General features: G+C 71.4%; 36 protein-coding genes. 6 read left to right on the top strand and 30 right to left on the bottom strand.

Going from position 1 to position 23,338, the window contains the following annotated elements; genetic code table 11:
• Positions 1-51 precede the first annotated feature (51 nt).
• The 5 genes from glmM to FHU33_RS03710 form a co-directional block, all read right to left on the bottom strand.
• On the bottom strand, positions 52-1,398 hold the full coding sequence (gene glmM / locus FHU33_RS03730) for a phosphoglucosamine mutase (protein ID WP_142024146.1): 1,347 nt from the start codon (positions 1,396-1,398) through the stop codon (positions 52-54).
• A gap of 21 nt (positions 1,399-1,419) precedes the next feature.
• The gene (rpsI, locus tag FHU33_RS03725; RefSeq protein WP_142024145.1) at positions 1,420-1,839 is read right to left on the bottom strand and encodes a 30S ribosomal protein S9; all 420 of its coding nucleotides are present in this window, start codon (positions 1,837-1,839) and stop codon (positions 1,420-1,422) included.
• Positions 1,836-2,279 carry a 50S ribosomal protein L13 gene (rplM, locus tag FHU33_RS03720; protein ID WP_142024144.1) on the bottom strand — a complete coding sequence of 148 codons (444 nt, stop codon included), beginning with the start codon at positions 2,277-2,279 and terminating at the stop codon, positions 1,836-1,838. The genes rpsI and rplM overlap by 4 nt, the downstream gene beginning before the upstream one ends.
• 154 nt (positions 2,280-2,433) lie before the next feature.
• Positions 2,434-2,919, bottom strand: a complete 486-nt coding sequence (locus FHU33_RS03715) for a beta-class carbonic anhydrase (protein WP_142024143.1) — start codon at positions 2,917-2,919, stop codon at positions 2,434-2,436.
• Positions 2,920-2,967: 48 nt separating this feature from the next.
• Positions 2,968-3,948: a PfkB family carbohydrate kinase gene (locus tag FHU33_RS03710; protein WP_142024142.1), complete on the bottom strand. Its 981-nt coding sequence runs from the start codon at positions 3,946-3,948 to the stop codon at positions 2,968-2,970.
• 72 nt (positions 3,949-4,020) lie between these two features.
• On the opposite strand from FHU33_RS03710, the gene moeA reads away from it, so the two are divergent.
• The 3 genes from moeA (at position 4,021) to FHU33_RS03695 (ending at position 6,342) form a co-directional block, all read left to right on the top strand.
• Positions 4,021-5,214, top strand: a complete 1,194-nt coding sequence (gene moeA, locus FHU33_RS03705; RefSeq protein WP_142024141.1) for a molybdopterin molybdotransferase MoeA — start codon at positions 4,021-4,023, stop codon at positions 5,212-5,214.
• 151 nt (positions 5,215-5,365) lie between these two features.
• Complete coding sequence (moaC, locus tag FHU33_RS03700; RefSeq protein WP_142024140.1) at positions 5,366-5,839, top strand: cyclic pyranopterin monophosphate synthase MoaC; 474 nt, start codon at positions 5,366-5,368, stop codon at positions 5,837-5,839.
• Positions 5,836-6,342, top strand: a complete 507-nt coding sequence (locus FHU33_RS03695) for a MogA/MoaB family molybdenum cofactor biosynthesis protein (RefSeq protein WP_142024139.1) — start codon at positions 5,836-5,838, stop codon at positions 6,340-6,342. Before moaC ends, FHU33_RS03695 begins: the two co-directional genes overlap by 4 nt.
• A gap of 435 nt (positions 6,343-6,777) precedes the next feature.
• Here the strand turns inward: FHU33_RS03695 and fdhD are convergent, their stop codons facing one another.
• Positions 6,778-7,608 (bottom strand): formate dehydrogenase accessory sulfurtransferase FdhD, encoded by an 831-nt coding sequence (gene fdhD, locus FHU33_RS03690; RefSeq protein ID WP_142024138.1) that lies wholly within the window; start codon positions 7,606-7,608, stop codon positions 6,778-6,780.
• Positions 7,609-7,662: 54 nt separating this feature from the next.
• Here fdhD and mobA point away from each other — a divergent pair, with 54 nt between their 5' ends.
• Genes mobA through FHU33_RS03675 form a run of 3 tightly spaced genes read left to right on the top strand, consistent with a single transcriptional unit; the run spans position 7,663 to position 9,696 of the window.
• Positions 7,663-8,313, top strand: a complete 651-nt coding sequence (gene mobA / locus FHU33_RS03685; protein ID WP_142024137.1) for a molybdenum cofactor guanylyltransferase — start codon at positions 7,663-7,665, stop codon at positions 8,311-8,313.
• A 39-nt stretch (positions 8,314-8,352) separates the two neighbouring features.
• The gene (locus tag FHU33_RS03680; RefSeq protein ID WP_142024136.1) at positions 8,353-8,973 is read left to right on the top strand and encodes an AMIN-like domain-containing (lipo)protein; all 621 of its coding nucleotides are present in this window, start codon (positions 8,353-8,355) and stop codon (positions 8,971-8,973) included.
• A 39-nt stretch (positions 8,974-9,012) separates the two neighbouring features.
• The gene (locus tag FHU33_RS03675) at positions 9,013-9,696 is read left to right on the top strand and encodes an SDR family oxidoreductase (protein WP_142024135.1); all 684 of its coding nucleotides are present in this window, start codon (positions 9,013-9,015) and stop codon (positions 9,694-9,696) included.
• Here FHU33_RS03675 and truA read toward each other — a convergent pair.
• The 24 genes from truA to rplP all read right to left on the bottom strand — a co-directional run bounded on the left by truA (position 9,674) and on the right by rplP (position 23,338).
• A complete protein-coding gene (truA, locus tag FHU33_RS03670) occupies positions 9,674-10,456 on the bottom strand; it encodes a tRNA pseudouridine(38-40) synthase TruA (RefSeq protein ID WP_281281668.1) in 783 nt (260 codons plus the stop codon). The two genes, FHU33_RS03675 and truA, sit on opposite strands and share 23 nt — an antisense overlap.
• Positions 10,457-10,526: 70 nt before the next feature.
• Positions 10,527-11,270 carry a 50S ribosomal protein L17 gene (gene rplQ, locus FHU33_RS26380; protein WP_142024134.1) on the bottom strand — a complete coding sequence of 248 codons (744 nt, stop codon included), beginning with the start codon at positions 11,268-11,270 and terminating at the stop codon, positions 10,527-10,529.
• A gap of 140 nt (positions 11,271-11,410) precedes the next feature.
• Complete coding sequence (locus FHU33_RS03660; RefSeq protein WP_142024133.1) at positions 11,411-12,490, bottom strand: DNA-directed RNA polymerase subunit alpha; 1,080 nt, start codon at positions 12,488-12,490, stop codon at positions 11,411-11,413.
• A 141-nt stretch (positions 12,491-12,631) separates the two neighbouring features.
• Positions 12,632-13,258, bottom strand: coding sequence for a 30S ribosomal protein S4 (rpsD, locus tag FHU33_RS03655; RefSeq protein WP_092194948.1), 627 nt, complete (start codon positions 13,256-13,258; stop codon positions 12,632-12,634).
• Positions 13,259-13,293: 35 nt separating this feature from the next.
• Positions 13,294-13,701, bottom strand: a complete 408-nt coding sequence (gene rpsK, locus FHU33_RS03650; RefSeq protein WP_026857037.1) for a 30S ribosomal protein S11 — start codon at positions 13,699-13,701, stop codon at positions 13,294-13,296.
• Positions 13,702-13,811: 110 nt separating this feature from the next.
• Positions 13,812-14,192 carry a 30S ribosomal protein S13 gene (gene rpsM / locus FHU33_RS03645; protein ID WP_089336481.1) on the bottom strand — a complete coding sequence of 127 codons (381 nt, stop codon included), beginning with the start codon at positions 14,190-14,192 and terminating at the stop codon, positions 13,812-13,814.
• A 14-nt stretch (positions 14,193-14,206) separates the two neighbouring features.
• Positions 14,207-14,320, bottom strand: coding sequence for a 50S ribosomal protein L36 (gene rpmJ / locus FHU33_RS03640; RefSeq protein ID WP_012950458.1), 114 nt, complete (start codon positions 14,318-14,320; stop codon positions 14,207-14,209).
• 73 nt (positions 14,321-14,393) lie between these two features.
• Entirely contained in the window at positions 14,394-14,615 is a 222-nt protein-coding gene (gene infA, locus FHU33_RS03635) for a translation initiation factor IF-1 (protein WP_012950459.1), read from the bottom strand.
• 313 nt (positions 14,616-14,928) lie between these two features.
• A complete protein-coding gene (gene map, locus FHU33_RS03630; protein ID WP_142024132.1) occupies positions 14,929-15,732 on the bottom strand; it encodes a type I methionyl aminopeptidase in 804 nt (267 codons plus the stop codon).
• 82 nt (positions 15,733-15,814) lie between these two features.
• The gene (locus tag FHU33_RS03625; RefSeq protein ID WP_142024131.1) at positions 15,815-16,420 is read right to left on the bottom strand and encodes an adenylate kinase; all 606 of its coding nucleotides are present in this window, start codon (positions 16,418-16,420) and stop codon (positions 15,815-15,817) included.
• A complete protein-coding gene (gene secY / locus FHU33_RS03620) occupies positions 16,420-17,730 on the bottom strand; it encodes a preprotein translocase subunit SecY (protein ID WP_142024130.1) in 1,311 nt (436 codons plus the stop codon). Before secY ends, FHU33_RS03625 begins: the two co-directional genes overlap by 1 nt.
• Positions 17,731-17,847: 117 nt before the next feature.
• Complete coding sequence (gene rplO / locus FHU33_RS03615; RefSeq protein WP_142024129.1) at positions 17,848-18,291, bottom strand: 50S ribosomal protein L15; 444 nt, start codon at positions 18,289-18,291, stop codon at positions 17,848-17,850.
• Between the two features lie 13 nt (positions 18,292-18,304).
• Entirely contained in the window at positions 18,305-18,484 is a 180-nt protein-coding gene (gene rpmD, locus FHU33_RS03610; protein ID WP_142024128.1) for a 50S ribosomal protein L30, read from the bottom strand.
• Between the two features lies 1 nt (position 18,485).
• Positions 18,486-19,100 (bottom strand): 30S ribosomal protein S5, encoded by a 615-nt coding sequence (gene rpsE, locus FHU33_RS03605; RefSeq protein ID WP_092194942.1) that lies wholly within the window; start codon positions 19,098-19,100, stop codon positions 18,486-18,488.
• 49 nt (positions 19,101-19,149) lie between these two features.
• Positions 19,150-19,557 (bottom strand): 50S ribosomal protein L18, encoded by a 408-nt coding sequence (rplR, locus tag FHU33_RS03600; RefSeq protein ID WP_142024127.1) that lies wholly within the window; start codon positions 19,555-19,557, stop codon positions 19,150-19,152.
• Entirely contained in the window at positions 19,557-20,096 is a 540-nt protein-coding gene (gene rplF / locus FHU33_RS03595; RefSeq protein WP_142024126.1) for a 50S ribosomal protein L6, read from the bottom strand. Before rplF ends, rplR begins: the two co-directional genes overlap by 1 nt.
• Before the next feature lie 14 nt (positions 20,097-20,110).
• The gene (gene rpsH / locus FHU33_RS03590) at positions 20,111-20,515 is read right to left on the bottom strand and encodes a 30S ribosomal protein S8 (RefSeq protein ID WP_425456754.1); all 405 of its coding nucleotides are present in this window, start codon (positions 20,513-20,515) and stop codon (positions 20,111-20,113) included.
• Between the two features lie 136 nt (positions 20,516-20,651).
• The gene (locus tag FHU33_RS03585) at positions 20,652-20,837 is read right to left on the bottom strand and encodes a type Z 30S ribosomal protein S14 (protein WP_089336472.1); all 186 of its coding nucleotides are present in this window, start codon (positions 20,835-20,837) and stop codon (positions 20,652-20,654) included.
• A 17-nt stretch (positions 20,838-20,854) separates the two neighbouring features.
• On the bottom strand, positions 20,855-21,439 hold the full coding sequence (rplE, locus tag FHU33_RS03580) for a 50S ribosomal protein L5 (protein ID WP_142024124.1): 585 nt from the start codon (positions 21,437-21,439) through the stop codon (positions 20,855-20,857).
• Positions 21,440-21,444: 5 nt separating this feature from the next.
• On the bottom strand, positions 21,445-21,786 hold the full coding sequence (rplX, locus tag FHU33_RS03575) for a 50S ribosomal protein L24 (protein WP_425456753.1): 342 nt from the start codon (positions 21,784-21,786) through the stop codon (positions 21,445-21,447).
• A 3-nt stretch (positions 21,787-21,789) separates the two neighbouring features.
• Positions 21,790-22,158 carry a 50S ribosomal protein L14 gene (gene rplN / locus FHU33_RS03570; RefSeq protein WP_089336470.1) on the bottom strand — a complete coding sequence of 123 codons (369 nt, stop codon included), beginning with the start codon at positions 22,156-22,158 and terminating at the stop codon, positions 21,790-21,792.
• 240 nt (positions 22,159-22,398) lie between these two features.
• Positions 22,399-22,692: a 30S ribosomal protein S17 gene (gene rpsQ / locus FHU33_RS03565; protein ID WP_142024123.1), complete on the bottom strand. Its 294-nt coding sequence runs from the start codon at positions 22,690-22,692 to the stop codon at positions 22,399-22,401.
• Entirely contained in the window at positions 22,689-22,922 is a 234-nt protein-coding gene (gene rpmC, locus FHU33_RS03560) for a 50S ribosomal protein L29 (protein ID WP_091929105.1), read from the bottom strand. Before rpmC ends, rpsQ begins: the two co-directional genes overlap by 4 nt.
• On the bottom strand, positions 22,922-23,338 hold the full coding sequence (rplP, locus tag FHU33_RS03555) for a 50S ribosomal protein L16 (RefSeq protein ID WP_097182408.1): 417 nt from the start codon (positions 23,336-23,338) through the stop codon (positions 22,922-22,924). Before rplP ends, rpmC begins: the two co-directional genes overlap by 1 nt.

Here is a 23,338-nt window from a genome sequence, read left to right as displayed (position 1 = left end):
ACCGTCGTTCCTCGCGGGACCCTCCGGGCCCCACTCGTCGCGACAAGCCGGCTATCCGACGCCGGCGACGACCTCGGCGAGCCGGGCGGCGAGCGCATCCGCCTGCTCCTGAGTGGGCGCCTCCACCATCACGCGGACGAGCTGCTCGGTGCCCGACGGGCGCAGCAGCACCCGGCCGGTCTCCCCGAGCTCCGCCTCGACGGCGTTCACGGCTTCGGCCACCGCGTCGCTCTCCGCCACCGCCAGGCGGTCGGTGACCGGGACGTTGACGAGGATCTGGGGCAGCCGCTGCACCACCGAGGCGAGCTCGGCCAGCGACGCACCGGTCGCCCGCATGCGCGACAGCAGGGCGAGGCCGGTCAGCAGGCCGTCGCCGGTCGTGGCGTGGTCCAGGAAGACGAGGTGGCCGCTCTGCTCGCCGCCCAGGCTCAGGCCGCGGGCACGCAGGGCCTCGAGGACGTAGCGGTCACCCACGGCGGTGGTCTGCACGGCGATGCCGGCGTCGCGCATCGTGTGGTGGAAGCCGAGGTTGCTCATCACGGTCGCCACGACGGTGTCGCCCTTGAGGGCGCCGCGCTCGTGCAGGGCGAGCGCGCAGACCGCGAGGATCGCGTCGCCGTCGACGACCTCGCCCTCGGCCGTCACCGCGAGGCACCGGTCGGCGTCCCCGTCGTGGGCGATGCCGAGGTCGGCACCCTGCTGCCGGACGGCGTCGACCAGCGGTCCGAGGTGGGTCGAACCGATGCCGTCGTTGATGTTCCAGCCGTCGGGCTCGTCGCCGATGGCGTGGACCGTCGCCCCGGCCCGGCGGTAGACGTCGGGGGCCGTCGCGGCGGCAGCGCCGTGGGCGCAGTCCACGACGACGCGGAGGCCGGTGAGCGGCTGGTCCACGGTCGAGAGCACGTGCTGGGCGTAGCGCTCGGCGGCGTCCGTGAGCGGCCGCACCCGGCCGATGGCCGCGCCGGTGGGCCGCAGGCCGTCGGACGAGCCGCTGACGACGGTGCGCTCGATCGCCGCCTCGACGGCGTCGGGCAGCTTGTGGCCACCGCGGCTGAACAGCTTGATGCCGTTGTCGGGCATCGGGTTGTGGCTGGCCGAGATCATGACGCCGAGGTCGGCGCCGGTCTCCGCGGTCAGGTGGGCGAGCGCCGGTGTGGGCACCACACCGGCGAGCAGCACCTCGGCGCCGGCGCTGCTCAGACCGGCCACCACCGCGGCCTCGAGCATCTCCCCGCTGGCGCGGGGGTCACGCCCGACGACCGCGACGGGACGCGAGGTCCCGTCGCGGTCGGCGAGCACTCCGGCGGCAGCACGTGCCACCGAGAGGGACAGCTCCGGCGTGAGGTCGGCGTTGGCCAGACCTCGCACGCCATCGGTCCCGAACAGTCTGCCCCCCATGAGCGGTGCAGCCCGTACGGGTCAGCGCTTGGAGTACTGAGGCGCCTTGCGCGCCTTCTTGAGCCCGTACTTCTTGCGCTCGGTGACACGGGGGTCACGGGTCAGGAAGCCGGCCTTCTTGAGCGCCGGACGGTCGTCGGGCTCGACCTCGATGAGGGCCCGGGCGATGGCCAGGCGCAGCGCGCCGGCCTGACCCGAGACGCCGCCACCGTGGAGGAGGCCCACGACGTCGTACTGCTCGCCCTTCTCCAGGATCACGAAGGGCTCACGGATGAGCTGCTGGTGGACCTTGTTCGGGAAGTACTCCTCGATGGTCCGGCCGTTGAGCGTGAACTTGCCGGTGCCGGGGAGGAGGCGCACCCGGACGATGGCCTCCTTGCGGCGGCCGACGGTCTGGATGGGACGCCCGTCGGCGTCGGTGAGCGTCGCTGCGCTGGTCACTGGGACACCTGCTTGATCTCGAAGGTCTGGGGCTGCTGCGCAGCGTGGGGGTGCTCGGGGCCGGCGTACACCTTGAGCTTGGACAGCATCTGCCGTCCGAGGGTGTTGTGCGGAAGCATCCCCTTGATCGCGCGCTCGATGACGCGGTCGGGGTGCGTGCGCAGCTGGTCGCCCACGTTGATGGTCTTGAGACCACCCGGGTGACCGGAGTGCCGGTAGGCGACCTTGTCGTCGCGCTTGGAGCCGGTGAGCGCGACCTTCCCGGCGTTGACGATGACGACGAAGTCGCCGACATCGAGGTGCGGGGCGTACTGCGGCTTGTGCTTGCCGCGCAGGAGCTGCGCGGTCTGGCTGGCGAGTCGGCCGAGCACCACGTCGGTGGCGTCGATGACATGCCAGGCCCGGGCGATCTCGCCGGGCTTGGGTGAGTACGTGCGCACGGCGCTCGTGTCCTCCGTCGTCGTCGGGAAGGCTGGTGGGATCGCCTCACCGAGCACGGGAGACGTTGCGACACGCGGGCACCAGCCGGCTTGCGCGCGCCAGCCGATGACGATACCAGTCGCCCGTTCTCCGCCTTCCGGCGCGGGCCCGAGCTCAGACGACTTCGCGCAGGCGGCCCGTCCCGACGTCGTAGACGGTGCCGCGGACCTCGCGGGAGAGCAGGTACGGGCTCTCCTGGATCAGCCGCATGGACTCGCGGACGTCGGAGTCGACGTCGGTGAAGGCTCGGGCGGCCCACGGCGGGCGCCGGCCGGTCGCCTGCTCGACGACGTCGGCGAAGGAGACGTCGTCGGTGGCCTGCAGCCCGCACTCGGTGTGGTGGACCAGGACGATCTCGCGGGTGCCCAGCAGGTGCTGGGAGATCGTCAGCGACCGGATGACGTCCTCGGTGATCACGCCACCCGCGTTCCGGATCACGTGCGCGTCGCCGACGTCCAGTCCGAGCAGTCCGAACAGCGGCATCCGGGAGTCCATGCAGGCCACGACGGCGACCTGGCGGGCCGGCCGCACCGGCTTGCTGCCGGGGAAGCGCTGCGACCACTCCTCGTTGGCCTGCAGCATCCGGTCGATCTCGGCCACGCGTTCCTCCCGTGCTCGCCGTGTACGACCGAACCCTAACGGGCGCGCTCAGGCCGCCCGGTGCCGACGGATCACCTCACCCAGCGCACCGGCGTCGAGCTGCGGGCGCCCCCCGGCATGGGCGACGGTGACCGCCGCCGCCGCCGAGGCGGCCCACGCGGCCTCCTCGGGCCCGGCCCCGCCCAGCAGGCTGGCGGTCAGGACCGCGGCGTAGGCGTCGCCGGCTCCCGTGGGATCCATCGGAGGCGGTCCCAGGTGCGGCACCAGGACCTCGCCGTCGGCCCAGCGCGGATCGACCTCGGGGTCGCGGGATGCGGCGCCCAGCGTCGGACCGGCCCGCCAGACGACCAGGTCCCCCGCCTCCCCGACCGAGAGGGCCACCAGCCGCGGCCCCGCGGTCAGCAGCTCGGCTGCGGCTTCCCGGGCCTCGTCGACCCCGGCGAGCGGCCGCCCGGCGAGGCGTCCGGCCTCCACGGCGTCGGCACGGACGACGGCGGCGCGGGCGATCACCGCAGCACGGGTGGCCTCGTCGGCGGGAGCGCCGTCACTGACCACGAAGGCGGTGTCGGGCACCAGCCCCAGAGCGGCGCGAATGGCGTCCCCGGGCTGCTGGAGCTGGGCCAGCAGCACCTGGCAGGACCGGAGCTCCCCGGCAGCGGCCGCGACGTCCCCGGGTGTGAGGAGGACCTCGGGAGGAACGTGCTCGACCAGTCGGCGGCGGCCACCGTCCTCGACCAGGTCCAGGAGGAGCGCCGTCCCTGCATCGGGGCGGACGACGACGCAGGAGACGTCGATGCCGTCCGCGGCGGCCTGGTCACGGACCTGCCGTCCAGGGCCGTCGTCCCCGACGACCCCGACGAGCGCGACGGGCACGCCCAGCTGCGCCAGCGCGACCGCCTGGTTGGCGCCCTTCCCGCCGAGCAGCTCGCGGAGGTCCTCCGCCGTCGTCGAACCGCCCGCCTCCGGCAACGAGCGCGTGCGGACGACCAGGTCCCGGCCCACCTGGCCGAGGACGACGACGTCGGCCATCCACGCGTCCCCTCGTCGGCGGTTCTCGGCCTGCCGGCGCCGGCAGGCCGTCGATCGGACAGGATGTGCCCCGTGCGCACCGTCGAGGAACACCGCGCAGCGGTCGCTGCGCTGCTGCCCCCGCTCGGCGAGGAGGAGGTCCCCCTCGCCGAGGCGCACGGTCGCGTACTGGCCAGGGACGTCGCGGCCGCGGTCGCCCTGCCGGGCTTCGACAACTCCGCGATGGACGGGTACGCCGCCCGCTGGACCGAGGTGTCGCGTACTCCCGTGACGCTCCCCGTCGCCGACGACATCCCGGCCGGGCGCACCGACGTCGTCCCGCTGGCCCCGGGAACCGTGCAACGGATCATGACCGGCGCTCCCCTCCCGCCGGGAGCCGACGTCGTCGTCCCCGTGGAGCTCACCGACGGCGGCACCGACGTCGTGGAGATCCGTGACGCGCCCCCCGCGGGCAGCCATCTGCGCGCGGCCGGCGAGGACATCGCCGAGGGCACGGTCGCCCTGGAGGCCGGCAGCCCGCTCGGGGCCACCCAGCTGGGCCTGGCCGCGGCGGTGGGGGTCACCGTCCTGCCGGTGCGCCGGCGGCCGCAGGTCCTGGTCCTGTCGACCGGCAGCGAGCTCGTCGCACCGGGGCAGCCGCTGCTGCCGGGCCAGATCTACGAGTCCAACTCCCGGTTGCTCGTCGCGGCCGTGGAGGAGGCGGGCGGCGTGGCCCGGCGGCTGCACTTCGTCCCGGACGACGTCGAGCAGTTCCTCACCACCGTGCGGGCCGAGGTCGCGAGCGCGGACCTGCTCATCACCAGCGGCGGCGTCAGCGCGGGCGCCTACGAGGTGGTCAAGGACGCCTTCCGGGAGCTGGGCACCGTGGAGTTCGTGAAGGTGCCGATGCAGCCGGGCGGTCCGCAGGGCGCCGGCACGGTGGACGGCGTTCCCGTGGTGACGCTGCCGGGCAACCCGGTCAGCGCGTTCGTCTCCTTCGAGGTGTTCGTCCGGCCGGCCCTGAGGCGGGCGATGGGTCACGCGTCCCCCGACCGGCTGCACGTGCCTGCCCGGCTGACCGGACCACTGCGCTCACCGGCCGGGCGGCGGCAGTTCCTGCGTGGCCGCTTCGACGGCGGCCAGGTCTCCCAGGTCGGCGGCCCCGGCTCCCACCTCGTGGCACACCTGGCCCGCGCCAACTGCCTGGTCGTCGTTCCACAGGACGTCACCGAACTGTCCGCCGGCGCCGAGGTGGACGTCGTGCTGATCGAAGGAGCGCTGCAGTGAGGCGACAGCGAGTGAGCATCGCAGCGAGGCGGCCGCCGACAGGGAGGGAGCATCGCAGCGAGGAACGAGCGAGGAGCGGACCGACCGCGGAGGCGGCCTGGGGCGTGGAGCGAGGAGCGGAGCGAGCGCGGAGCCGAACAGGAGACGCACGATGACGGAACAGCGGCTCACCCACGTCGACGAGACCGGCGCCGCCCGGATGGTCGACGTGAGCGCCAAACCGGTCACCGCACGCGAGGCGACCGCCGCCGGCCGCGTGCTGGTCAGCCCCGAGGTCGTCGACCTCCTCCGCGGGCGCGGGGTACCCAAGGGTGATGCCGTGGCCGTCGCCCGGATCGCGGGCATCGCGGGGGCCAAGCGGACGCCGGACCTCGTGCCGCTGTGCCATCCCATCGCGCTGCACGGCGTCACCGTCGACATCGAGGTGACCGACGAGGCGGTGGAGATCACCGCCACCGCCCGCACCGCCGACCGGACCGGGGTGGAGATGGAGGCGCTCACCTCAGTGGCCGTCGCCGGGCTCACCATGATCGACATGGTGAAGGCGGTGGACCCGCGGGCGGCCATCACCGACGTCCGGCTGCTGCGGAAATCCGGCGGGAAGAGCGGGGAGTGGACCCGATGACCGCCGAGCTGCCTGCCGACGCCCGCGCGATGGTGCTCACGGCGTCCAACCGTGCCGCCGCCGGCGTCTACGAGGACCGCAGCGGGCAGGTGCTGGCCGAGGGCCTGGCCCGGCTCGGTTTCGACGTCGAGGGCCCGCACGTGCGGCCGGACGACGCCGCCGAGCTGGAGGCGGTGCTGCGCGCCGCGGCCGACGCGAGCTTCGACGTCGTCCTCACCACCGGCGGCACCGGCCTCTCGCCCACCGACGTCACGCCGGAGGCGACGCGCGCCATGCTCGAGCGGGAGGCGCCGGGGATCGCGGAGGCGGTGCGCCGGTACGGGGCCGAGAACGGCGTGCCCACGGCGGTGCTCTCCCGCGGCCTGGCCGGTACGGCGGGGCGCACGCTGATCGTGAACCTGCCCGGCTCCACCGGCGGCGTGAAGGACGGGCTGGCCGTCCTCGGACCGCTGCTCCCCCACGTGGTCAGCCAGCTCCGCGGCGGCGACCACCCGCCGGCCTAGGCGAACGGAACCCGCGCTCCTGGCTGACGGGCCGGTTTCTTGCAGCCATCGGTCGGCGTCTCGGCCCAGGGCTGCGGTGATGCCGGACCCGCGGGCGGCCCACCCCGGGACGTCGCGGTGGCACCGACTCCCTACCCCGAGCAAGATCGTTCTCGTGCCGCCGAGCCGAGAGCCTCCGTCGTCCGAGCGTTCGAACAGGAACCGGCCGTCAGCATGGGTGGCGGTAGGCCCCGGCCTGGCCGCGGTGACTGTGGTTGTCCGCCTGCTCGATCCCCAGCGAAGTGCGCCCGCCTGGATCTACCTGGCAATTCTCGTTGCTGCTCTCGCCACGGTGGTCTGGGTGTTCGCACTGCGACGTCGCCACGTGGGCGAGGGAATCGCGGACGAATCGCAACCTGCACCGTGACCTCGGCAGGGTGATGCCCCGGACGAGAGTCAGTCCGGCAGGACGATCCGCTCGGTGTGCGTGTAGACGTTGCACCCGTCACCCCGCAGGAAGCCGACCAGCGTGATGCCCACCTCGCGGGCGAGTTCGACCGCCAGGGACGACGGTGCGGACACGGCCGCCAGCACCGGGATGCCGGCCATGGCGGCCTTCTGGGTCAGCTCGAAGCTCGCCCGCCCGCTCACCATGAGCACGTGCCCCGCCAGCGGCAGCCGGCCCGCGCGGACGGCGTCCCCGACCACCTTGTCGACGGCGTTGTGCCGGCCGACGTCCTCGCGCAGCGCGCTCAGCTCGCCGGCCGCGGAGAACAATCCGGCGGCGTGCAGGCCGCCGGTCTTCTCGAACACCTGCTGCTCGGCGCGCAGACGGTCCGGCAGCGCCAGCAGCACCTCGAGCGGCACCCGCGCGGGATCAGCGCGCACGTCGAAGGACGTCTTCGTGCGGATCGCGTCGATGCTCGCCTTCCCGCAGACACCGCAGGAGCTCGACGTGTAGAAGTTCCGCTCCAGCCCCGTGTCGGGGATCGGCACCCCGGGCGCGAGGTCGACGTCCACGACGTTGTAGGTGTTGCGGCCGTCCGCGTCCACGGAGTCGCAGTACCGCAGGCCGGCGACGTCGTCATGCCCCGCGATCACCCCCTCGGTGGCGAGGAAGCCGTGCACGAGGTCGAAGTCGGCACCCGGCGTCCGCATCGTCACCGCCAGCGGCGTGCCGGCCAGGCGGATCTCCAGCGGCTCCTCGGCGGCCACGGTGTCCGGCCGGGTGCTGTGCTGCGATCCGCGGATGCGCAGCACCGGCGTCCGGCTGGTGACTCGTCCCACGCCGAGGACGGTACCCATGTGCCGGCGTCGCGATGACGGCCCTACCGTTCCGGCATGGACCACCTGCCGCCCTGCAGCGCCGTGATCCTCGCCGGCGGCCGGGCGGCCCGTCTCGGCGGGCAGGCCAAGCCCCAGCTGCTGGTCGGCGGGCGCCCCATCCTGTCGGCCGTCCTCGACGCCGTGGCCGCCGCCGAGCGGCGCATCGTGGTGGGACCGCCCCAGCCTGTTCCGCCGGACGTCGTCCTGGTGCGCGAGCAGCCGCCGGGGGGCGGGCCGGTCGCGGCGGTCCGCGCCGGCCTCGCCGAGGTGCTGACCGACGTCGTGGTGGTCCTCGCCGGTGACCTTCCCTTCCTGACCGCCGACCTCGTCGCCGGCCTGCGGGCACGCCTCACCGGCGAGGGAGTCCTGGTCGTCGACGACACCGGCCGCGATCAGTACCTGCTGGGCGCCTGGCGGACGGACGCACTCCGGGCGGCGGTCAGCCACGTCCAGGGGCCGACGTCGCTGCGCCGGGTGCTGGGTTCGATCGCGGTCCGCCGCTGGCGACCGGAGGCGCCGGCCGACGCGCCACCTCCCTGGCTCGACTGCGACACCCCGGCCGACCTGGCCCGGGCCCGCGCCATGGCCGACGGTCACCTGGCACCACCCCGGCCCTCGGCCCCGCCCCTCCTACCGCGCTTCCAGGCTCCCCCGGATCGGGGGTGAGCGGCTAGCGTCGTCCTGCCCACCGGCAGAGAGGCCCCGATGCGTCGCCCCAGAGTCACCGTCCTGGTGTTCGCCGTCCTGCTCGTCGCCGCCTGCACGGACGAGGTGCACGGCGTCGCCAGCCCCGGCGGGCCCGCGTCGTCGTCCACCTCCCCTCCGTCGGGCGGCAGCCCGACGCCGTCCGCCCCGCAGGCCCCGACCGACGAGCAGGCTCCCGACGACGCGTCCTTCCCCGCCGACACCGAGGACGACTCGGGTCCGGCGCAGCCGGGGACGGGCGATCCCGCCGGCGCGATGCACGTCGACGGTCTGCGGTTCCGCTCCCACGACGGCTACACCCGGCTGGTGGTGGACCTGAACACCAACGGCGTTCCGGAGTGGACGGTGGGCTACTCCGAGCCCACCGGCCCCGGCGGAGGGCCGGTCGACATCGCCGGTGAGGCCTTCCTGCGGGTGCAGCTGCGAACCGGGGCCGCGCCGGGTGGCCAGTCGACGTCGCGCATCAGGACCAGCCCCGGTCCGGTCGTCGAGGCCCTGACGACCGGCTTCTTCGAGGGGTACGAGGAGATCCTGCTCGGGATCGACGGGGGCCAACAGCCGTTCCGGGCGTTCGCGCTCACCGATCCGGGCCGGATCGTCATCGACGTGCGCTACGGCTGATCGGTGTACCGGAGGGAGCCACCGGGGTAGGCGATCGGCATGCGCATCGTCCTCGCCGGGGCCCACGGGCAGGTCGCCCGCCGCCTCGGCCGTCTCCTCTCCGCCCGCGGCGACACCGTCGTCGGCATCATCCGCAACCCCGACCATGCGACCGACGTGCGGGCGGACGGCATGGAGCCCGCGGTCCTCGACCTCGAGTCGGCGTCGGTCGACGAGGTCGCGAGTGCCGTCACGGGGGCCGACGCGGTGGTGTTCGCCGCCGGAGCCGGCCCGGGCAGTGGCGCCGCCCGCAAGGACACCGTCGACCGGGGCGCCGCCGTGCTGCTCGCCGACGCAGCCGTCCGGGCCGGGGTGGAGCGGTATCTGCTGGTGTCCTCGATGGGCGTGGACTCCGTCGCGGACGGACGCCGGCCGCACGGCCTCGACGACGTGTTCCTGGCTTACCTGCAGGCCAAGCTCGCCGCGGAACAGGACCTGCTGTCCCGCCCGGCCCTGCGGACGACGGTGCTGCGACCGGGCGGACTCACCGACGACCCCGGCACCGGCCGGGTGACTCTCGGGCGGTCCGTCGACCGGGGCAGCATCCCGCGTGACGACGTCGCCGCGGTGCTCGTGGCCCTGCTCGACGCCGGCCGGGACGGCGCGGTACTGGAGTTGGTCGCGGGGCCCACGCCGATCGCCCAGGCCGTGGAGGAGTCGCTCAGCCGCGGCGGGCGCGGGTGACCAGCGCCCGGGCTGCCAGCTCCTCGTCGACGGGGTAGTCCACCCGCACCAGGGTCAGACCCCCGGCCGGCGCGACCGGCACCTCGCTGGAGCGCTCGGTGCGGGCGAGCAGGGCGGCCGGCCACTCCGGGGGACGCCGGCCCTCACCGACGGCGGTCAGCGCACCGACGAGGCTGCGCACCATGGAGTGGCAGAAGGCGTCTGCCGAGGCGCTCACCGTGACCAGGCTGCCGCTGCGGACGACCCCGAGGGCGAGCAGCGTGCGGATCGTCGTCGCCCCCTCGCGGCGTCGGCAGAACGCCGCGAAATCGTGCTCGCCGAGCAGGAGCCCGGCGGCCTCGGTCATCGCCCCGTCGTCGAGCCTGCGGGGCCAGCCGACCGTGTCCGCACGGCGCAGCGGTGGCGGCCCGGCCGGGTCGTCGGTCAGCCGGTAGACGTAGTGCCGGCCGAGTGCGCTGAACCGGGCGTCGAAGTCCGGTGAGACCTCCGCGACGGCCGGCACGGCGATGTCGGCCGGCAGCACCCCGCGGAGCCGGCGGACCAGCCGTTGCCCCTGCTCCTCCCACACAGGCCGCGGGACGTCGCAGTGCGCGGCCTGCCCGGTCGCGTGCACGCCGGCGTCGGTCCGGCCGGCGACGGTGAGGTCGACCGGCACGCGCAGCACCATGGACAGCGCTTGCTCCAGGTCACCCTGGACGGTGCGCTGCCCGGGCTGGCGCGCCCAGCCGTGCAGCGCGGTGCCGTCGTAGGAGACGTCCAGACGAAGACGGACGAGCCCGTCCCCCCGGGGGGGAACGGGCTCGTCCGGGACGTGCAGGCGGTCCAGGGTCTTACTTGGGGTCGGGCGCAGCCTCGCCGCCGGGAGCCTTGAGGCTCTCGGTGGCGGCGTCCTGGGTCTCCGCGGCGTTGATCTCCGCCGCGGCGGCGTCGGCCAGTTCCGGGGAGACGTTGTCACCCTCGACGACGACGCCGTTCTCGGCGGTCGGCTCGCGGTCGACGTCGCCGTCGTCCTGGCGCTCACCGTCGGGCACGAAGACGTCGGCGACGATCTCGTCGGGGCTGTCCGCGGGATCAGCCGAGTCGGCGGAGTCGGCGGAATCAGCCGAGTCGACGACGTCTGCGGTGACCTCACCGGACGCGGCGGCCGCGCCGGCACCCGACGCGAACGTCGTGCCACGGGCCCGCTCGGCCTCGCCGACGGCCTGCTGACCGACGGTCAGGGCCTCGACCAGCTCGATGACCGCCATCGGCGCGTTGTCGCCCTTGCGGGGACCCACCTTGGTGATCCGGGTGTAGCCACCGGGGCGGTTCTCGTAGCGAGGTCCGATCTCGGCGAAGAGGGTGTGGACGACGTCCTTGTCCCGGATGGTCGTCATGACCTGGCGGCGGGCGTGCAGGTCACCGCGCTTGGCGAAGGTCACCAGCTTCTCGGCCAGGGGACGCAGGCGCTTCGCCTTGGTCTCGGTGGTCGTGATCCGCCCGTGCTCGAACAGCGAGGTGGCCAGGTTGGCCAGCATCAGCCGCTCGTGCGAGGGGGACCCGCCGAGACGGGGGCCCTTGGTGGGGGTGGGCATGTCGGTCCTTCCTCAGGCGGCCGGAGGGAGTGCCGGCTGCGTCCGTGGTGGGGCTGCGTCCTGTGGTGCTGTCGCTCAGTGTGGCTGCCCGGAGAGGGGCGCCGGACGGCGGGTTGCCCCGCCGCCCGGCACGCACCGGCTCAGAGCTGCTCGGTCTCCTGGTAGGAGGCGTCGCTGTACTCGGCCTCGCCGAACTGGCCATTGCCGTACTCGGGCGAGCCCTGGTACGCGTCGGTCTCGTAGCCCTCGTCGTAGCTCTCGATCGAGGTGGGGATGAACCCGGGCGGGCTGTCCTTGAGCGCGAGGCCCATGGCCGCCAGCTTCATCTTGACCTCGTCGATCGACTTCGCCCCGAAGTTGCGGATGTCGAGCAGGTCGGCCTCGGACCGGGTCACGAGCTCGCCGACCGTGTGCACGCCCTCGCGCTTGAGGCAGTTGTAGGACCGGACGGTGAGGTCCATGTCCTCGATCGGCATCGAGAAGTTCGCGATGTCGGCGGCCTCGGCCGGGCTGGGCCCGACCTCGATGCCCTCGGCGTCGATGTTCAGCTCACGCAGCAGGCCGAAGAGCTCGACCAGCGTGGAGCCGGCGCTGGCGATCGCGTCACGGGGAGCGATCGACGGCTTGGTCTCGACGTCGACGACCAGGCGGTCGAAGTCGGTGCGCTGCTCGACACGGGTCGCCTCGACGGCGTAGGTGACCTTGAGGACCGGCGAGTAGATCGAGTCGACGGGGATGCGGCCGATCTCCTGGCCGGGCTGCTTGTTCTGCGGCGCCGGCACGTAGCCGCGGCCCCGCTCGACGACCAGCTCGATCTCGAGACGACCCTTGCCGTTGAGCGTGGCGATGTGCAGGTCGGGGTTGTGCACCTCGACACCGGCCGGCGGCGCGATGTCGGCGGCGGTGACCTCACCGGGGCCCTGCTTGCGCAGGTACATCGTCACCGGCTCGTCGGAGTCGGAGCTGACGACCAGGCCCTTGAGGTTGAGGATGATCTCGGTGACGTCCTCCTTGACGCCCGGCACGGTGGTGAACTCGTGCAGGGTGCCCTCGATCCGGATGCTGGTGACAGCAGCACCGGGGATCGAGGAGAGGAGCGTGCGGCGCAGGGAGTTGCCGAGGGTGTAGCCGAACCCGGGCTCGAGCGGCTCGATGACGAATCGCGAACGCGACTCGGTGATCGTCTCCTCGGTGAGGGTGGGGCGCTGTGCGATGAGCATGGTGGTTCTCCTTCACGTCCTCCGGCGACCGCCATATGACGCCGTGAGGGGGTGGTGCCGGCGAGGCGGACATCTGTCCGCCCGCCCCGCCGTCGTGCACCCGGGGCGGAAATGGCCATTTCCGCCCCCGGGTGTTGCCGCTTACTTGGAGTAGAGCTCCACGATCAGCTGCTCCTGGACCGGGGTGTCGATCACCTGGCGGGCCGGGATGCTGTGCACGAGCACGCGCAGCTGGCTGCTGATGACCTCGAGCCACGCGGGCACGGGGCGCTCGCCGGCGCGGGCCTGGGCGATCTCGAAAGGCAGCATCGTGCGGGACTTCTCCGCGACCTCGATGATGTCGTTCTCGCTGACCCGGTAGGACGGGATGTCGACCTTGCGGCCGTTCACCCGGATGTGGCCGTGGCGCACCAGCTGGCGGGCCATGTCGCGGGACTCGGCGAAGCCGGCCCGGTAGACCACGTTGTCCAGCCGCGACTCCAGGATCTGGAGGAGTACCTCACCGGTCTTGCCGGTCTTGCGGTTGGCCTCTTCGTAGTACCCGCGGAACTGCTTCTCCAGCACGCCGTAGATGCGGCGGGCCTTCTGCTTCTCGCGGAGCTGGAGCAGGTACTCGCTGTCCTTGGTGCGACCGCGGCCGTGCTCGCCCGGCGGGTAGGGCCGGATCTCGATCGGGCACTTCGGGGACTCGCACTTGCTGCCCTTGAGGAACAGCTTCATCTTCTCGCGCCGGCAGAGGCGGCAATCGGCTCCGGTGTAACGGGCCACGTCAAATACTCCTGTTTCGTCTCGTCAGTGACCGGTCAGACCCGGCGGCGCTTCTTGGGGCGGCAGCCGTTGTGCGGCTGCGGCGTCACGTCCTGGATCTGCCCGACCTCGAGGCCGGTGGCCTGCAGGGAGCGGATCGCCGTCTCGCGACCGGAGCCGGGGCCCTTCACGAAGACGTCGACCTTGCGCATGCCGTGCTCCTGCGCCTTGCGCGCGGCGTTCTCGGCAGCCATCTGCGCCGCGAACGGCGTGGACTTGCGCGAGCCCTTGAAGCCGACGTGGCCGGCGGAGGCCCAGCTGATCACGTTGCCGTTCGGGTCGGTGATCGACACGATCGTGTTGTTGAACGTGCTCTTGATGTGCGCGGCGCCGTGGGCGACGTTCTTCTTCTCCTTGCGGCGGACCTTCTTGGCACCAGCCGCGGTGCGAGCCCTGGGAGGCATGTCTCTCCGGTTTCCTTCAGTTGCTATGGCCTGGGGGTGCTGCCAGAGGCAGCCCGCGGCGCGCCGTCACTCCCGCCCTCACGGGTCGCCGTGACGGCGCGCTACGCGGATTACTTCTTGCCGGCCTTCTTCTTGCCGGCGATGGTCTTGCGCGGGCCTTTGCTCGAGCGCGCGTTGGTCTTGGTGCGCTGACCGTGGACCGGGAGCCCACGGCGGTGACGCAGCCCCTGGTAGCAGCCGATCTCCACCTTGCGGCGGATGTCGCCGGCGACCTCGCGGCGCAGGTCACCCTCGACGCGGAAGTGCTCGTCGATGTAGTCACGGAGCTTCAGCAGGTCCTCGTCGCCGAGGTCCTTGACGCGCAGGTCGGGGCTGACGCCCGTCGCGGCCAGGGTCTCCTTGGCGTGGGCCTTGCCGATGCCATAGATGTAGGTGAGCGCGATCTCCATCCGCTTCTCGCGGGGCAGGTCGACGCCGGCCAGTCGTGCCATGTTCAGGTACTCCCTCAGCCCTGGCGCTGCTTGTGCCGGGCGTTGTCGCAGATGACCATGACCCGGCCGTGCCGGCGGATCACCTTGCACTTGTCGCAGATCTTCTTCACCGACGGCTGGACCTTCACCGGTGCCGCCCCTCATTCCTGTCGATCGTGTGCCGGTCCCACGCTGCCGGTCGGGCAGGCGCGGTCCGAGCGATTACTTGTACCGGTAGACGATGCGACCGCGGGTCAGGTCGTAGGGCGAGAGCTCCACGACCACGCGGTCCTCGGGCAGGATGCGGATGTAGTGCTGGCGCATCTTGCCGCTGATGTGGGCGAGCACCCGGTGCCCGTTCTGCAGCTCGACCCGGAACATCGCATTGGGCAGCGGCTCGACGACGCGACCCTCGACCTCGATGGCCCCGTCCTTCTTCGCCATTCCCTAGCGCGCTCCTCGACTCGGTGGTCCATGTCCTCGCTCGCCCACGGGGAAGCCCCGTCGGACGCGCTCGGTGGTTGCAGAACAGGTGGTGCAGGCGCTCTCGCGAGGGCGCTCCGGGTCGTGCGGCCACAGCACGACGGCGGAACGGCGCGAACGCCATCGGCCACTGTACCTTGACGCCCCACCAGTCACCAACCCGCCCCCGGAGGGGAAAGAGTGACAGCCAGCACGCCTGCGCCGGCCATGGCCCGTCGCCGCGGGGCGGGGGTCGTGATCAGGCGTGAGCGGTGGGGGGCGACGGGGTCCTTCGTCAGGCGCGAGCGGTGATGCCGAACGGCGCGAGTCCGGCGACGCCGCCGTCCTCCGCCGTCAGCACCCACGGGCCCTCGGGGGTGATGGCGACGGAGTGCTCGAAGTGGGCGGCACGGGAGCCGTCCTTCGTGACCACGGTCCAACCGTCCTCGAGCTCGACGGTCGCCGGGTCGCCCATCGTGACCATCGGCTCGATGGCCAGGACGAGCCCTGGGACCAGCTTGGGCCCACGGCCCGGACGGCCGTAGTTGAGCACGTGCGGGTCCTGATGCATCTCGGTGCCGATGCCGTGGCCGCCGTAGTGATCGACGATGCCGTACGGGTGCGACTCGGCCCTGATGGTCTGCTCCACCGCGTGGCTGATGTCGGTCAGCCGCCCGCCGGCGATCGCCTTCGCCAGACCGGCCCACATCGAGCGCTCGGTGATCTCCAGGAGAGCGGCGTCCTCGAGTGAGGGCTCCCCCACCGTCATCGTGACGGCGGCGTCGCTGTGCCAGCCCTGCAGGATCGCGCCGCAGTCGATGGAGATGTTGTCACCGTCGGCGAGCCGGCGGTCGGGGTCGGGGATCCCGTGCACGATCTCGTCGTTGATCGATGCGCAGATGGTGCCGGTGAACCCGTGGTAGCCGAGGAAGTTCGGCACCGCGCCGTGGGACCGGATGTGGTCCTCGGCGATGGCGTCGAGCTCACCGGTGCTGACCCCGGGGCGGATGGCGGCCCTGACCGCGGCGTGGGCTCCCGCAGTGATGAGCCCCGACGCACGCATGAGTTCGATCTCGTGCGGTGTCTTGATCTGGATCATGCGTCCACTCCACTTCGCCAGCAGCGGGACGCGAGACAGTATGCCCGCGCTCATGCGCTGCCTCGCCCCACGTTCGCGCCGCTCAGCCTGCGCTCGGCTCGTCGCCGTCCACGGAGCCCAGCGCGTCCACCGCGCGGGCGGTGACCTCCTCGACCTCACCGATCGCATCGATGCGGGAGAGCAGGCCCTCGGCCTCGTAGAAGCCCGACAGCGGCGCCGTCTGTTCCCGGTACACCTGCAGGCGGTGCCGCACCGTCTCGGGCTTGTCGTCGTCGCGCTGGACCATCTGACCGTCGACGAGCATGCGCCTGCCCGACAACCGCCGGACCAGCTCGTCCTCGTCCACGACGAGCTCCAGCACGCGGTCCAGGCCGTGCCCGAGATCGGCCAGCGACTCCCGCAGCTGCTCGGCCTGGGCGATCGTGCGGGGGAAGCCGTCGAGCAGGAACCCACCCGTGGCGTCCGATTCGGCCAGGCGGTCCCGGACCATGGCCACGGTGATCTCGTCGGGGACGAGGTCGCCGGCGTCCATGTAGGTCTTGGCCTTCTGGCCCAGCTCGGTCTGGCCGCTCACGTTGGCCCGGAAGATGTCACCGGTCGAGACAGCGGGGACGCCGAGCTTGCCGGCGATGATCTGCGCCTGGGTGCCCTTGCCCGCTCCGGGCGGCCCCAGGAGGACGACGCGCACTACTTCAGGAACCCTTCGTAGTTGCGCTGGTTGAGCTGCGTCTCGATCTGCTTCACCGTCTCCAACCCCACTCCGACCATGATCAACACTGCGACGCCACCGAACGGGAAGTTCTGGTTCTGCCCCTCCTGAGTGACGGCGAGGAAGAAGTTCGGCAGGACGGCGACCACACCGAGGTAGATCGACCCGGGGAGGGTGATCCGGGAGAGCACGTACTGCAGGTACTCGGCGGTCGGCCGGCCGGGCCGGATACCGGGGATGAAGCCGCCGTATCGCTTCATGTCGTCGGCCCGCTCCTCCGGGTTGAACGTGATCGACACGTAGAAGTACGTGAAGAAGACGATCAGGCCGAAGAAGACCGCGATGTGGACCGGGCTGCTCTGGTCGATGATGTGCGTCTCGAAGAACTGCCGGACGCCACCGGTCTCGTTGCCCTGCAGCTGCACGATCAGCTGCGGCAGGTACAGCAGCGACGAGGCGAAGATGACGGGGATGACCCCGGCCTGGTTCACCTTGAGCGGCAGATACGTCGACGTCCCGCCGTACATGCGGCGGCCGACCATGCGCTTGGCGTACTGCACCGGGATGCGGCGCTGGGCCTGTTCCACGTAGACGACCGCGCCGATGATCAGCAGCGCGAAGGTGCAGACGACGGCGAAGACGAGGCCACCCCGGGTCTGCAGGATCGCACCGCCCTCGGCCGGGATGCGGGCGGCGATCGAGGTGAAGATCAGCACGGACATGCCGTTGCCGATGCCCTTCTCGGTGAGCAGCTCGCCCAGCCACATGATCAGGGCGGTCCCGGCCGTCAACGCGACCACCAGGACGATCGTCGACCAGACGGAATCCGACGGGATGATGTTGTCGGGGCAGCCGGGGAACAACTGACCACTGCGCGCCAGGGCGATGATGCCGGTGCTCTGCAGCACGGCCAGGGCGATCGTCAGGTAGCGGGTGTACTGGGTCAGCTTCGCCTGACCCGACTGCCCTTCCTTCTTCAACTGCTCGAACCGCGGGATCACGACCACCAGCAGCTGCACGATGATGCTGGCCGTGATGTACGGCATGATCCCGAGCGCGAAGACGCTCAGCCGCAGCAGCGCGCCGCCGGAGAACAGGTTGACCAGCGAGTAGATGTCGCGCTGGTCGGAGGCCTGGGCGAGCTCGAGGCAGTTGTTGATGGCCTCGACGGAGACACCGGGCCCGGGCACCGCGGCACCCAGCCGGTACACGGCGATGATCGCCAGGGAGAACAGCAGCTTGCGCCGGAGGTCTGGCGTCCGGAACGCCGCGGCGAACGCCTGCAGCACGTGCCCTCCCCTGATCGGTCGAGTGAGGTTAGCAACGGACCCGCGCGGTCCTGCGCGCGCCGGGCAGCAGACGACCCCCGCGGAGGCACGATTCGTGCCTCGCGGGGGTCGCCGGCGTCAGATACGGGTGGTGCTGCCCCCGGCCGCGCCGATCTTCTCGGCGGCGGATGCGGAGAAGGCGTGGGCCTGGACGTCGACCTTGACACCGCCGAGCTCACCGGTGCCGAGGACCTTCACGGGCTGACCCCGGCGGACGGCGCCGGCCTCGACCAGCGTGTCCGGGGTGACCGGCCCGCCCTGCGGGAACAGCGCCGCGATCCGGTCGAGGTTGACGACCTGGAAGACGACCTTGTTCGGGCTCTTGAAGCCGGAGAGCTTGGGCAGCCGCATGTGCAGCGGGGTCTGCCCACCCTCGAAGCGGGCGTGGGTGTTGCCCCGTGCGCCGGTGCCCTTGGTGCCGCGACCGGCCGTCTTGCCCTTGGAGCCCTCACCACGGCCGACTCGCGTCTTGGGGGTGTGGGCGCCCGGGGCCGGACGCAGGTGGTGAACCTTCAGAGTCATAGCGAGTCTTTCCTCAGATTTCTTCGACGGTGACGAGGTGCGGCACCGTCGCGACCATCCCGCGGATCTCGGGACGGTCCTCCTGCACGACCGAGTCGTGGATCCGCTTCAGGCCGAGCGTCCGCAGCGTCTCGCGCTGGTTCTGCTTGCGACCGATCCCCGACTTGACCTGGGTGATCTTGAGCTGTGCCATCTCAGACTCCCTGACCCGCACGCGCACGGAGCATGGCCGCCGGGGCGACGTCCTCGAGGGGCAGACCGCGGCGGGCCGCGATCTCCTCGGGGCGGACGAGGTCCTTCAGCGCCTGCATCGTGGCGTGCACGATGTTGATCGGGTTCGACGAGCCGAGGCTCTTGGAGAGCACGTCGTGGATGCCCGCGCACTCGAGCACGGCGCGCACCGGACCACCGGCGATGACACCGGTACCGGGGCTGGCCGGCTTGAGCAGCACGACACCGGCGGCCGCCTCACCCTGCACGGGGTGCGGGATGGTGCTGGCGATGCGCGGCACGGCGTAGAAGTGCTTCTTGGCCTCCTCGACGCCCTTGGCGATCGCCGCGGGCACCTCCTTGGCCTTGCCGTAGCCCACGCCGACCTTGCCGTCGCCGTCGCCGACGATCACCAGGGCGGTGAAGCTGAAGCGCCGGCCACCCTTGACGACCTTCGACACGCGGTTGATGGCCACCACGCGCTCGATGTAGTTGCTCTTCTCGGCGGGCGCGCCCCCGGGGCCCCGCCCGCCGTCACGACGGTCGCGGCGGTCGTTGCCGCCGCCGGCGCCGCCGCCGCGTCGCTGTGGTCCTGGCATCAGACGTCCCTCTCGATCTGCTTCTGCACGGTGTTCCGAGTGCTGGTCATCAGAAGTCCAGCCCACCCTCACGGGCGCCGTCGGCGAGCGCGGCGATGCGGCCGGCGTACCGATTGCCACCGCGGTCGAAGACGACGGCGGAGATGCCGGCGGACTTCGCCCGGTCGGCGATGAGGGCACCCACCTGGCGGGCCAGGGCGGACTTGTCACCCTCGGCGCCGCGCAGGCCGGCGTCCATCGTCGAGGCGCTGGCCAGCGTGCGGCCGACGGTGTCGTCGACCAGCTGCACGTGGATGTGGCGCGACGAGCGCTTGACCACCAGGCGCGGACGCTCGGCCGTGCCGGCGACGCGCTTGCGGAGGCGGTTGTGACGGCGCAGCCGCGAGACGCGGCGGGCCGTGCTGATGTCGGTGCCGACGGGCTTGTGGACCCGAGCGGTCTTCTCTGCCTGAGCCATTACTTACCCGTCTTCCCGACCTTGCGCTTGACGACCTCGCCCTGGTACCGCACGCCCTTGCCCTTGTACGGGTCGGGCTTGCGGATCTTGCGGATCTTGGCCGCGACCTCGCCGACCTGCTGCTTGTCGATGCCGCTCACCCGCAGTCGGGTGGGGGACTCGACCGCGAAGGAGATCCCCTCGGGGGCCTTCACCGGCACCGGGTGGCTGAAGCCCAGGGCGAACTCGAGGTCCGAGCCGCGCGCCTGGACGCGGTATCCGACACCGACGATCTCGAGGGTCTTGGTGTAGCCCTCGGTGACGCCGGTGATCATGTTGGCGATGAGCGTCCGCGACAGCCCGTGGAGAGCGCGGTTCTGGCGCTCGTCATTGGGACGCTGCACGCGCAGCGTGCCGTCCTCGTCGCGCTCCACCGTGATGGGCGCGGCGACCGTGTGGCTGAGCGCACCCTTCGGTCCCTTGACGCTGACCGTCTGACCGTCGATGGCGATGTCCACACCGCTCGGCACGGCGATGGGGAGTCGTCCGATCCGTGACATTGTCGTTCGCTCCCTTACCAGACGTAGGCGAGGACTTCCCCACCCACGCCCTTCTTGTTCGCCTGCTTGTCGGTCAGCAGCCCGGTCGACGTCGAGATGATCGCGACGCCGAGGCCACCGAGGACCTTGGGCAGTGCTGTGGACTTCGCGTAGACCCGGAGACCGGGCTTCGACACGCGCCGGACGCCGGCGATGCTGCGCTCACGGTTCGGGCCGTACTTCAGGTCGATCTGCAGCTGCTTGAAGGTGCTGCCGTCCCGCTCGACATCGCTGACGTTCCAGCCGGCGATGTAGCCCTCCTGCTGGAGGATCTCCGCGATGTGCGTCTTGAGCTTCGAGGACGGCATGACCGCGGTGTCGTGGTACGCCTGGTTGGCGTTCCGCAGCCGCGTCAGCATGTCCGCGATCGGGTCGGTCATCGTCATGGTGTGTGGTGCCTCTCTCGCCGCGGTTCCGCACGTTTCCCGAGTGCTTCGGTGGTCGTGGGCCTGTCGGCGAACGGTGGAGCTGTGATGCGACCGGGGCGAGTGCTCCGGCCGCGTGGAGCGCTGTTCGTTACCAGCTGGACTTGCGGACGCCCGGGAGCTCCCCGGCGTGCGCCATCTCCCGCAGGCAGATCCGGCACAGGCCGAACTTGCGGAAGACCGAGTGGGGACGGCCGCACCGCTGGCAGCGGGTGTAGCCGCGGACCGCGAACTTCGGCTTGCGGGCCGCCTTGTTGATCAGAGCCTTCTTGGCCATGGTTGTCTCCTACCGGCTCAGCGGATGGTGGTCACGACGGGCTGGCCGGCGAAGGGGAACCCGAGCTGGCGGAGCAGCTCGCGACCCTCCTCGTCGTTCGTGGCGGTGGTGACCAGCGTGATGTCCATGCCGCGCTGCCGGTCGATCTTGTCGACGTCGATCTCGCGGAACATCGACTGCTCGTTCAGGCCGAACGTGTAGTTGCCGTGGCCGTCGAACTGCTTGGGGTTCAGCCCGCGGAAGTCACGGATGCGGGGCAGGGCCAGCGACAGCAGCCGGTCCAGGAACTCCCACATCCGGTCGCCGCGCAGGGTGACCTTGGCGCCGATCGGCATGCCCTCGCGCAGCTTGAACTGCGCGATGGACTTGCGGGCCCGCACGACGGCCGGCTTCTGACCGGTGATCGCGGTGAGGTCGCGGACGGCGCCGTCCATCAGCTTGGCGTCGCGAGTCGCCTCGCCGACGCCCATGTTGACGACGATCTTGGTCAGGCGCGGGATCTGCATGACGTTCTCGAAGCTGAACTCCGACTGCAGCGCCGGCGCGATGGTCTCGCGGTAGTGGGCGAGCATGCGGGGCAGCTCGCGGGTGGGTGCGCTCATGACGTTCAGAGGTCCTTACCGGTTCGCCGCGAGACGCGGACGCTGCGGCCGTTGTCGTCCTTGCGGTACCCGACACGGGTGGGCTTGTCCTCGGAGTCGATCACCATCACGTTGCTCACGTGGATGGGCGCCTCCTGCGTGACGATCCCGCCCTGCTGGGCGCCGCGCTGGGTCGAGCTGATGCGGGTGTGCTTCTTCACGCGCCCCACGCCCTCGACCAGGACGCGCTGCACCTTCGGGAAGGCGGCGATGACGCGACCCTTCGCGCCCTTGTCCTTGCCGGACAGGACGACCACGGTGTCACCCTTCTTGACCTTCATGGACGGCGTCTTGTTGTTGTCAGCCATGGTTCACAGCACCTCCGGAGCGAGCGAGATGATCCGCATGAAGCGCTTGTCGCGGAGCTCCCGGCCAACGGGGCCGAAGATGCGCGTACCGCGCGGGTCGCCGCTGTCGCGGATGATGACCGCGGCGTTCTCGTCGAAGCGGATGTAGGAGCCGTCAGGACGACGACGCTCCTTCACGGTGCGGACGATGACGGCCTTGACGACGTCGCCCTTCTTGACGCCGGCACCGGGCAGCGCGTCCTTCACGGTGCCGACGATGATGTCGCCGATGCCCGCGTAGCGTCGCCCGGAACCGCCGAGCACCCGGATGCAGAGGATCTCCTTCGCACCGGTGTTGTCGGCGACTCGCAGCCGCGACTCCTGCTGGATCACGTCCCTACTCCCAAATCTTGTGGTGACAGCCGGGCCGGATCGGTGAACCGGCTGTCCGATACCCGCGTGCCGACGCACCGGCGGCGAGCGCCGCCGGTGCGTCCGAGGCACGGGTACCGGGATGCGGCGCGCACCCCCCCCTGGTGAGAGGTGCGATGCGCGCCAGTCGTCCAGCGTACTCGCACGTGCTGGAGCGTCGTGCTACGGCCCCGGAGGACCGCTACTGCCTGCAAATTGCGCTTACTTGGCCTTCTCGAGGACCTCGACCAGCCGCCACCGCTTGGTGGCCGACGTCGGCCGGGTCTCCATGATCTGCACGCGGTCGCCGATGCCGGCGACACCCTGCTCGTCGTGCACCTTGAGCTTGTTCGTCCGGCGGATGACCTTGCCGTAGAGGGCGTGCTTCACACGGTCCTCCACCTCGACGACGATGGTCTTCTCCATCTTGTCGCTGACCACGAGGCCCTCACGGACCTTGCGGTACCCACGGCCGGCCAGGCCAGGGCCTGTCGCGCTCGACTGGGTCTCGCTCATGCCACACCCTCGTTCGGGGCAACCGAGAGACCCAGCTCGCGCTCGCGCATGATCGTGTAGATCCTGGCGATGTCGCGGCGGACGGTCTGCAGTCGCCGGTTGTTGTCCAGCTGGCCGGTGGCCACCTGGAACCGCAGGTTGAACAGTTCTTCCTTGGACTCACGGAGCCGCGAGGCGAGTTCGTCGACAGAGAGCTCGCGCAGCTCCGGAGCGGTCAGACCGGCGGCCATCACACTTCTCCTTCACGCGTGATGAAGCGGCACTTCATGGGGAGCTTGTGGATCGCGCGGCGCATGGCCTCGCGGGCCACGGGCTCGGCGACACCCGAGAGCTCGAACATGATGCGCCCGGGCTTGACGTTGGCCACCCACCACTCCGGCGAACCCTTACCGGAACCCATGCGGGTCTCGGCCGGCTTCTTGGTCAGCGGACGGTCGGGGTAGATGGAGATCCACACCTTTCCGCCACGCTTGATGTGCCGGGTCATGGCGATACGAGCGGACTCGATCTGACGGTTGGTCACGTACGCGGGCTCGAGAGCCTGGATCGCGTACTCACCGAAGTTGATCGCGGTGCCGCCCTTGGCCTTGCCGCCACGGTCGGGGTGGTGCTGCTTGCGGTGCTTGACGCGCCGTGGGATCAGCAT

Source organism: Blastococcus colisei (assembly GCF_006717095.1).
Lineage (GTDB): Bacteria > Actinomycetota > Actinomycetes > Mycobacteriales > Geodermatophilaceae > Blastococcus_B > Blastococcus_B colisei.
Note: the sequence above shows the minus strand (reverse complement) of the source record. Positions and strands in the feature narration are given on the sequence as shown.